This is a genomic window from Sphingomonas sp. PEI4 (genome assembly GCF_056679955.1).
Genome location: NZ_JBWXPI010000011.1, coordinates 1 through 7,530 on the forward strand (window position 1 = coordinate 1; position 7,530 = coordinate 7,530).

General features: G+C 59.9%; 12 protein-coding genes and 1 pseudogene. 8 read left to right on the top strand and 5 right to left on the bottom strand.

Annotated elements, in window-relative coordinates:
* Both AC1MLZ_RS25540 and AC1MLZ_RS25545 read left to right on the top strand, forming a co-directional pair.
* Positions 1–864, top strand: an 864-nt coding sequence (locus AC1MLZ_RS25540) for a RepB family plasmid replication initiator protein (RefSeq protein ID WP_480962559.1), incomplete at its 5' end; no start/stop codon positions are given.
* A gap of 76 nt (positions 865–940) precedes the next feature.
* On the top strand, positions 941–1,381 hold the full coding sequence (locus AC1MLZ_RS25545) for a MerR family transcriptional regulator (protein ID WP_480962560.1): 441 nt from the start codon (positions 941–943) through the stop codon (positions 1,379–1,381).
* Between the two features lie 9 nt (positions 1,382–1,390).
* On the opposite strand, the gene AC1MLZ_RS25550 is transcribed toward AC1MLZ_RS25545, so the two are convergent.
* Both AC1MLZ_RS25550 and AC1MLZ_RS25555 read right to left on the bottom strand, forming a co-directional pair.
* Entirely contained in the window at positions 1,391–1,567 is a 177-nt protein-coding gene (locus AC1MLZ_RS25550) for a hypothetical protein (RefSeq protein WP_480962561.1), read from the bottom strand.
* A 62-nt stretch (positions 1,568–1,629) separates the two neighbouring features.
* Positions 1,630–2,184 carry a recombinase family protein gene (locus AC1MLZ_RS25555; RefSeq protein WP_480962562.1) on the bottom strand — a complete coding sequence of 185 codons (555 nt, stop codon included), beginning with the start codon at positions 2,182–2,184 and terminating at the stop codon, positions 1,630–1,632.
* A 232-nt stretch (positions 2,185–2,416) separates the two neighbouring features.
* On the opposite strand from AC1MLZ_RS25555, the gene AC1MLZ_RS25560 reads away from it, so the two are divergent.
* Entirely contained in the window at positions 2,417–2,728 is a 312-nt protein-coding gene (locus tag AC1MLZ_RS25560) for a hypothetical protein (RefSeq protein ID WP_480962563.1), read from the top strand.
* A gap of 100 nt (positions 2,729–2,828) precedes the next feature.
* Complete coding sequence (locus tag AC1MLZ_RS25565) at positions 2,829–3,287, top strand: hypothetical protein (RefSeq protein ID WP_480962564.1); 459 nt, start codon at positions 2,829–2,831, stop codon at positions 3,285–3,287.
* 44 nt (positions 3,288–3,331) lie between these two features.
* On the opposite strand, the gene AC1MLZ_RS25570 is transcribed toward AC1MLZ_RS25565, so the two are convergent.
* The 3 genes from AC1MLZ_RS25570 to mobQ all read right to left on the bottom strand — a co-directional run bounded on the left by AC1MLZ_RS25570 (position 3,332) and on the right by mobQ (position 5,239).
* Complete coding sequence (locus AC1MLZ_RS25570) at positions 3,332–3,631, bottom strand: hypothetical protein (protein ID WP_480962565.1); 300 nt, start codon at positions 3,629–3,631, stop codon at positions 3,332–3,334.
* Positions 3,632–3,646: 15 nt separating this feature from the next.
* On the bottom strand, positions 3,647–3,979 hold the full coding sequence (locus tag AC1MLZ_RS25575) for a type II toxin-antitoxin system RelE/ParE family toxin (RefSeq protein ID WP_480962566.1): 333 nt from the start codon (positions 3,977–3,979) through the stop codon (positions 3,647–3,649).
* Between the two features lie 201 nt (positions 3,980–4,180).
* Positions 4,181–5,239 carry a MobQ family relaxase gene (gene mobQ, locus AC1MLZ_RS25580; RefSeq protein WP_480962567.1) on the bottom strand — a complete coding sequence of 353 codons (1,059 nt, stop codon included), beginning with the start codon at positions 5,237–5,239 and terminating at the stop codon, positions 4,181–4,183.
* Between the two features lie 224 nt (positions 5,240–5,463).
* Between mobQ and AC1MLZ_RS25585 the strand changes: the two genes are divergently transcribed.
* The 4 genes and pseudogenes from AC1MLZ_RS25585 to AC1MLZ_RS25600 form a co-directional block, all read left to right on the top strand.
* Positions 5,464–5,733, top strand: a complete 270-nt coding sequence (locus AC1MLZ_RS25585) for a mobilization protein (RefSeq protein WP_480962568.1) — start codon at positions 5,464–5,466, stop codon at positions 5,731–5,733.
* Positions 5,733–6,614 (top strand): hypothetical protein, encoded by an 882-nt coding sequence (locus tag AC1MLZ_RS25590; protein WP_480962569.1) that lies wholly within the window; start codon positions 5,733–5,735, stop codon positions 6,612–6,614. The genes AC1MLZ_RS25585 and AC1MLZ_RS25590 overlap by 1 nt, the downstream gene beginning before the upstream one ends.
* Positions 6,611–6,907, top strand: a complete 297-nt coding sequence (locus AC1MLZ_RS25595) for a hypothetical protein (RefSeq protein ID WP_480962570.1) — start codon at positions 6,611–6,613, stop codon at positions 6,905–6,907. Before AC1MLZ_RS25590 ends, AC1MLZ_RS25595 begins: the two co-directional genes overlap by 4 nt.
* A gap of 380 nt (positions 6,908–7,287) precedes the next feature.
* Positions 7,288–7,530, top strand: a pseudogene (locus AC1MLZ_RS25600) (replication protein RepB); the annotation flags it as partial.

Sequence of the window (7,530 nt, forward strand, 5' to 3'; positions counted from 1 at the left end):
GATCGGATACAGGACACGCTTGACGAACTGATGGATGTGAAATTCCAGATGCCTTCGACCTCGGCCCAAGGGCGCGTCGCGACCCTTACCGCTGCCCTGCTCGCCTGGACGCTTAACGAACATGCGGAGGATGGCCGGGCTACTGTCGAATGGGAGTTCACAGCGCCTGCTCGGGCCATCCTGCAAGGGAGCGACTACTATGCCCGGTTGAACCGGGCGGCACTGCTCGCATTCCGGTCCAAATACGCCATCACCCTCTATGAGATGGGATGCTTGCTAGCCGGCCGTCGCGAGCCTCGATGGTCAGGTACGATCGAGGAATTGCGGGAGCGGGTCGGCGTGGCCCCTAAGACGCTGCTCAATTTTTCCGATTTCCGCCGTTTCGTCCTCGATCTCGCGAAAGCCGAAATCGACCAGCTCGCCGCGTTCACCATGGAATGGTCGGAAAAGCGTGGTGCCCGAGGTAAGATCACCCACGTTACCCTGACCTTCACACCGAAGGACGACGATGCCACGGACGCAGCGGCCGATGAGGCCGGGCGACATAGCGGCGGTCGGAAAGCGCGCCGGGAGGGCACGACGGAAACTATCGTCGATACCGCCAGTCTCATCGCGTCAGCCGCCTCCAGGCTATCTGTTTCCGATGTTCTGCGCTGGCCTGCCGACGACCAAATAGATGGGTTCAAGACTCCGGAGCTTCACGCAATCGGGATAGCTCTGGGCGGGGGGCATGCCGTCCAGCGATTGGCGGATCAGTATGCCCGCGTCCGCCCCGAACATCGCCGTAAGCTGACTGGCGACGCTCTCAAGGCTGATTGGACGAAATGGGTTACGGGGTGTGCCTCTAAGTGGGGTAGAGCCTAACCATTCCTCCACTACCCCGTTTCTGCTAACGGTTAGCTGACCGTCGTTTGAAACGATCCGCAACAGGGGCAGATACATGGCTTACACCCTAGGAGAAGCTGCCAAGGCAACGGGTATCAGCAAGGCTTCCATATCTCGCGCCATCAATAGCGGCCGGATATCTGCCATAAAAAAGGAAGACGGTTCTTTTTCGATCGAACCGGTAGAACTTCATCGGGTCTACCCTCCAAAGTCAGCCGTACCGGTTGCTGAAACAGTTACTGGAACATCACGCAACGCTGATGCTGACACCCGTAACGGGTCAGATTCCAACGTGTTACAGGCCCGTCTTGATGCGGCTTTGGAACAGTTACGCGACCGGGAAGGGACAATCGATGATCTTCGTCATCGTCTCGATCGATCGGACGAAGAACGGCGTGAGGCACAGGCCCGGGTGATTGGCTTACTGGCCGGACCTGGCCCTACTGAATCCAAGCGCGGTTTTTTTGGTCGCCTGTTCGGCCGCGCAGATGAATGACGGCGCAGATCAATCGCCGTTGCAAATGTCGCATAGTGAAAATTCTTCCGTAACCACCCCCGCACCCGAGCTGAACGGGTTGCCGCAATGCCCACAGGTTGGCGATGGGGTATAGTCTTCATCAGTGGATTCCCCTGCACGACGATCTGCATGCCATTGCTGCTTTTCGGCCTCGGTAAACGCCATTCCTAATCTCCTTTGCGGTTACTATGCTCCGCACTGATTTAACGGCTCGTTTCCAGCGATCATCAGCCCTGCTTTCGTGACAATCGTGATATTGTCGCCTGATCTACATCGAACAGCGCCGCGACGGTGCGTTGCGTGTCGCCGGCTGCAAGGCGCTGTAGCGCTTCGATCTGCTGGTGAGGGGTAAGGGCGGCACGTCGGCCGAACTTCACGCCACGGGCTTTGGCCTGGACCCTGCCGGCAGCGGTGCGGTCGGTGATGCGCTGCCGCTCATAGCTCGCCGCTATCCCCAGCACGGCAATGACGACCTCGGCGAAGTGCGAAGTGGTATCCACCATCGGCTCCGCGATCGAGCGGAAGCCCGCGCCGGCCTCCTTCACCGCATGGAGGATGTTCAACAGGTCACGGGTATTGCGAGCCAAACGATCGGTGGCCGTCACCATCAGCACGTCGCCGGCATCGAGCGCGCCGATCGCGCGCTTGAGCTGGGACCGCTCGGCCGTCGCGGCGCTGACCTTCTCGCGGTAGGTCTTGGTGCAGCCGGCCGCGTCGAGCTGAGCGAGCTGCTGTGCCAGATCCTGCCCGTTGGATGAGACGCGCGCATAGCCATAAATCATGTTCCAATTGTGCATCGGAATTATGCATCATGGAAGCGCTTGAATTTCAGCCTTTTTCCGGGTGATGCAAAACCTTTGATTTTTGCATCAGCTCGGTCGCTTCCTATGACGCGAGGAGAAGGCAACATTGGGAAAACGCGTTTACCTCCTCACGAAAGGAGGCAATACATCCGAAAGTGACCAAAGAAGTTCGATAGTCGGGCCGTTCGATATCGCGAATATATGGGGTAAAATGATGTTTTGGAATAAAAAGAAAGATCATTCCGCTGCTATCGAACAAATAGCTTTGTCTCTCATAGAAAACAAACAGGAAACAGGGGTACTTCCATTTTTATCCTTAAAAGAGGCTGCTGATTACGCCAAAGACAAGAGTCCATTGTATGCGCCTGAATTTGTTCAGTGCCATGCTATCATTGGGCGAGGGTACTACAATCTCGAATTCAAACCCCATCCAAGTAAGGGCGTTTATATGAGTGCATTTTACTATGGTGATGCAAGCACCATAGGAGGCATGGCGAGCGGCTTAAAAGGTTCACGTAGCTGAAATGACATTCAGTATCAGAAACTGCCTTAGCTAGGGACGGCAGAAAGCCAATCGGATGTTGATAATCGCGCTTCTCCTTAGCGTCTCTGCCGAGCCATGTTTGACCCGCCCGCTCGGTTGGTCTTGCGCCGCCGAGAATATCCGTAAGCGGCCATTGGAGGAGCGCGGGCTAATCTACATGATACTGGAGGCACAAGCTGCAAAGGATGCAAAGCGCCTGGCTGTAAGTACATCAGTTGATCGTTGTTGGACCGCCAAAGTCGTCGGTTTTGAATACGTTATGCTGAGAATGGCCACACTACCTGGCAGTGGGATGTACACCTATTACAGCAAGGTCAGTATGGCCTATCAAGCTCGTGTCGCAGGAAAACTTGATGATGATGGTCTTGTCTCGGTGCTGAAGGCTTTACCGCGCCCCACTACGTCCGCGCCAACGGAGGCTGCTATGAAGTCTGCGCTAGATGGAGAACTAAGTTCACTTATTCCTGGAGCTGCTGATGCGCTCATTGCAGGCGCGAAGACTGCAGCTTCGTCATTCAAACGGCAATGCGTCATCTAGCAATTATCTATTAACAATTTTGAAAAAAGAAGGCAGAGCCGGTATTAGACCAACTCCACCTTCAATTGCCTACCAACACTAGTCGCCGCACGGGCAAGCGTGTCCAAAGTAATATTATGTTCGTCCGGGTCAAGAACCCGGTCCAGCTGCTTACGGCTGGTTTGCATTTTATCTGCCATGGCTGCTTTCGTGAGACCATGCGTCTGCATGGCCTCACGGAGAGCGAAAGCGATCACTCGCTTGAGAGCCACGGCGGTTACTTCTTCGCGAATCCCATCCTCGTCCAGAAAACTGTCCAAGGTCTTAAATGCGCGGGGATCACGGCGATCCCGAGTTTCCACCATTTCTCAATTCTCCTTCTAGAACTCTTTCTTCCTCTTTTCGGCAAGGTCGATGTCAGACTTCGGCGTTGTTCTTGTTGTCTTGATAAAAGCATGAACGACGATGATTTGCTGGCTCGCGCTGTCGAAGAAGTAGAGCAGCCGCGCTTCCCTTTTTGAGGGAAGAGAGCTGCGGAGTTCCCAAATTTGGGATCGCAACGGTTTGCAGAGTGGCATCCCCATGGGGTAGCCATATTGCAGTGTTGCGAGGTCTTCACCGATCGTCTTACGATCGTCCCTCGGTAGCTTACGAAGAAAGTCTTGGACTACCTCGTTGCCACCTTCGGTCTCATAGAATGTAACCTGGTACATTTGTAACAATTCCCTTCATACTCTTAGATTTTTTCATATTTTCACTCCTCAATGCCTCTCGGGATGAGAGGACTTTTGCCACTTGGGCGAGCCCGGACCGATGCCCGGTATCCGCACATGTGTCATATATGGTACGTTTTGTCAAGCCGAATGGTTCCGGCAGCGGGGAATTTTATGCGCTGCGCGCACCATGCAGCGACGTTATCGCTCGAAGCCGATATCCGGCTCGTGGTCGCGCTGTCGTTCCCGCTCCTGCCGCTGCCCATCGCGATCAGCCTGCCCTGGCTGATCTATCTCGATCCCCGGCGTCTGCTGCTGCCGGGGCGACTGGTCGAGCGCCGACAGCTCGTCGAACCCGTTGCCGGTGCTGGTCTGCAACCCCGACCGCATCGTTCGCGCCGCCCCCTGCACCAGACTGGCCATGCTGTGTGCTGCCAGCTCGGCTCGCTCCCTTAGCCGGTCGCCCATCTCGTGCAGCCACTCCCGGCCGCGCTCGATATAGACCCCCAGCCCCCGTACTTCCTGGATCGCCTCATTCATCCGCCCGCGCGGCGTCACCGCGTGCGGCTCCTCGCCGGCCGCAATCTGCTCGCGCTCGGCACGGCGCTCGATCGCGGCCGAAGCGTGGCCCATCTTCACGGTCGGCTCCATCTCGACGCCCTGACGCGCATAGCTGCGATGATCGACCCGCTCGGCCACCTGCGCCAGTTCCAGCGCATCGTTGACCTGTGCCGCCCAGCTCGCCCGGATCTCCTCCACCTCGATCGACGCCGATGATCGCACGTCGAGCTGGCGCGTCTTCGCCCCCAGCCCGTCCGCGTCCACCACCCGCGTCGTCGTCATAACGTGCGCGTGGTGATTGCGATCGTCGCCGTAATCATGGGGGGCGTGGATCGCCGCATCGACCGCCACCCCGTAGCGGTCTCGGATATCCTCCGCGAAAGCACGAACCAGGTCGCGGCGCTGACCGGCGTCCAGCTCCGCCGGTAGCGCCAGCTCATACTCCCGCGCCACCTTGGCGTCCTTACGCTTCTCTGCTGCCTCCGCTGCGTTCCACAGCGCAGAGCGGTCCTGCGCCCACTCCGCGCCTTCCGGCGTGACGATGAACGTGTCCTCGACACCGCCCCGCCGCGTGTAGTCGTGCACCAGGCCGTCGCGGTCGTTCTCAAGACAGTCGCCTGACCGGTACGCCGCAGCCGCAACCGCGCTGCGCCCGGTCGAGCGCGACACTGATTTCACCGCAAGATGGTAGATTGCCATCGTCCGCGTGCGCCTTCTCAAACGTAGTCCAGCGGCATGACGCTGGTCCGGGTGTGGGGACGAAGCCCCGCTGTCGCTTGCGACATGGGTGCAGGGTGTCCCTGCCGCACGCATTACGTAGTAATGCTAAAGTGCGCCCTTGTCTCCTGCTGTCGTCTCGGGTGGCTTCGTCCGTTGGTTTGCGCTATGCTCGTTTCGTGATCGTGCTTTGACGCGGAGAAGGTATGGCGGCTCCCACCCCCGAAGCTCTCGAACTGGCAAAGAAACGGGTCGCCCAGGCCAAGGCTCGCCTCGATGCGCTCAACGCCCGGATCGCCACCGAAGGTCGTCGCCTCGATACCCGCCGCAAGATCATCCTGGGTGGCCTGCTCCTCGATGCCGCCACCAAGGATCAACGGTTCGCCGGCATCGTCTCCGAGCTGACCCACCGCATCAGCCGCGATCAGGACAGGAAACCGTTCGAGGGGTGGACACTGCCCGGGGAGGACCGCTGATGGACCGTGACCGCGACGACGATCCTCGCCGCCTGCTCGAACAGGCGCGCCAGCTCCACGATCAGGTAAGGGGACGTGGCGAGGACCGGGCCGATCCCACGGCTGGCAAGTTCGACCCCGCCGAGTTCGACATGCCGGCCGATCCCCCGCCCTCTGCTGCCGGTCGCGCGCGCGGTGCCGCCGACGCCGCCCAGGCGCACAGCTTCTTTTCCCACCTCGATACCAACATCCAGCGCATCCTTGCCGGCTTCGGCACCCTGCGCGACCTGGTGACCGACGTACGCGCCAGCCTCGCCGATGCCGCCGCCAGGGACGCACAGCGCGCCGAGGACGAGGAAGCCCGCGACAAGGCCATAGCGGCTCGCCTGGTCGATCCTGCGGTTCTGGCAGCCCGTGCGGAGGCCGGAGCGCGTCATGGGGCCGCAGATGGCCTTGCCGGGGCGGGAGAGACCCTGCGGCGTCGGATCGATGCTGACACGGCCGCACACGCCGCCCTGAACGATCGTCTTGCCGCCGATGCCGCCGATCGCCGCGCCCATGAGCTGCGCCGGCGCCGGTGGGACAGGTGGTGGAACGGCGCGCTCGCCGGCTTCGCCCTGCTGGTGCCTGTTGCGCTGGGTTATGGCTACCACCTCGGAAACAGGGCCGGTGAAGCATCGGGCTATGCCCGCGCCCGCGACGAGGTTGCCGCCGCGAGCTGGGCCAATACCGTCAACGGCAAGCTGGCCCGCCAGCTCGACCAGGCCAGCACCATGACCATCCCGGATATCGCCGGCTGTCCCAAGGGCAACGGCTGGCGCAGCGAGAAGCGGCAGGGCGTGCGCTACTGCTTCGCCACCAACGCCGATGCCAAGTCGATCACTGGATGGCCCATGCCATGAGCCTCGATGATCGCACCCGCACCTGGCAGCTCGTCATGACCGGCCACGATCTCCGGCACGTCACGCTCGACACCCAGGCCGACATGGTACGGCTGCTCGACCTCGATCCTTCGATTTCGCACCTGACGCTCGAAATCGGCGACGATCGCGTCCACGTCGCCCGCGACTGGCCCAGCGACCAGTACGAGGAGGCCGATAACCTGATCGATCGCATCGCCGCCTCGGGCGTGTCCGCGATCATCTTCTACGATGGCAACGGCAAACCTCCTCGCCGCGTGACGCCCGGCGAATGATCGCAAACTGCCCTCGTTCCGACTCCTTCCTCGCCAAGCTAACGGCCGAGAGGCCGCCCCTGTGACGGCGTAGCCGGCACGCGTCATTAGCGCATCGGCCGAAGGCCGATTCCGCACATCATCAGGCTATAGTTGCCTCGTGCGCACCCGCGGTGATTCATATTCTCTTTGATTCTATGATTCAGGGGCGCTCAAACTATTGATTTTGTTCTTGGAAAGACCTCGACCTACGATGGATGGGGTGCGCAGGTACGAGGAATGGGGTGCGCACCTACGAGGAATGGGGTGCCCAGTTACGAGGAATGGGGTGGGGTGTTCCGCACAGAAGCGAGGTGCGAATAGATATTGATTCGTAGCTCGTTTCTGATGCACTTTGGGCTATGTCCGATGATCCAATCCTCGGCCGCACCATGAAAGCGGCTTCCACGGCGTCAGTCCGTGATGGTCGCGCCATCGTCAAAGCTGGCGAGTTCATCGAAGCCCGTTTCGGTGCGGGTTCATCACCTTCCCTTGCAGCCCGCAAAACCTTGGCTCTCCTGATCGCCAAGGCTGCCGGCGAAGCCTGGCAGCCAGGATCGCACGTCATCGCCAAGCGTGAACTCCGAGGCACCCACAATGCCAAC

What these genes read in the sequence shown, in the direction of transcription:
- AC1MLZ_RS25545 (WP_480962560.1), top strand. Translation starts at nt 941, where the DNA reads ATGGCTTACACCCTAGGAGAAGCTGCCAAGGCAACGGGTATCAGCAAG.
- AC1MLZ_RS25550 (WP_480962561.1), bottom strand. Translation starts at nt 1,567, where the DNA reads ATGGCGTTTACCGAGGCCGAAAAGCAGCAATGGCATGCAGATCGTCGT.
- AC1MLZ_RS25555 (WP_480962562.1), bottom strand. Translation starts at nt 2,184, where the DNA reads ATGATTTATGGCTATGCGCGCGTCTCATCCAACGGGCAGGATCTGGCA.
- AC1MLZ_RS25560 (WP_480962563.1), top strand. Translation starts at nt 2,417, where the DNA reads ATGATGTTTTGGAATAAAAAGAAAGATCATTCCGCTGCTATCGAACAA.
- AC1MLZ_RS25570 (WP_480962565.1), bottom strand. Translation starts at nt 3,631, where the DNA reads ATGGTGGAAACTCGGGATCGCCGTGATCCCCGCGCATTTAAGACCTTG.
- AC1MLZ_RS25575 (WP_480962566.1), bottom strand. Translation starts at nt 3,979, where the DNA reads ATGTACCAGGTTACATTCTATGAGACCGAAGGTGGCAACGAGGTAGTC.
- mobQ (WP_480962567.1), bottom strand. Translation starts at nt 5,239, where the DNA reads ATGGCAATCTACCATCTTGCGGTGAAATCAGTGTCGCGCTCGACCGGG.
- AC1MLZ_RS25585 (WP_480962568.1), top strand. Translation starts at nt 5,464, where the DNA reads ATGGCGGCTCCCACCCCCGAAGCTCTCGAACTGGCAAAGAAACGGGTC.
- AC1MLZ_RS25590 (WP_480962569.1), top strand. Translation starts at nt 5,733, where the DNA reads ATGGACCGTGACCGCGACGACGATCCTCGCCGCCTGCTCGAACAGGCG.
- AC1MLZ_RS25595 (WP_480962570.1), top strand. Translation starts at nt 6,611, where the DNA reads ATGAGCCTCGATGATCGCACCCGCACCTGGCAGCTCGTCATGACCGGC.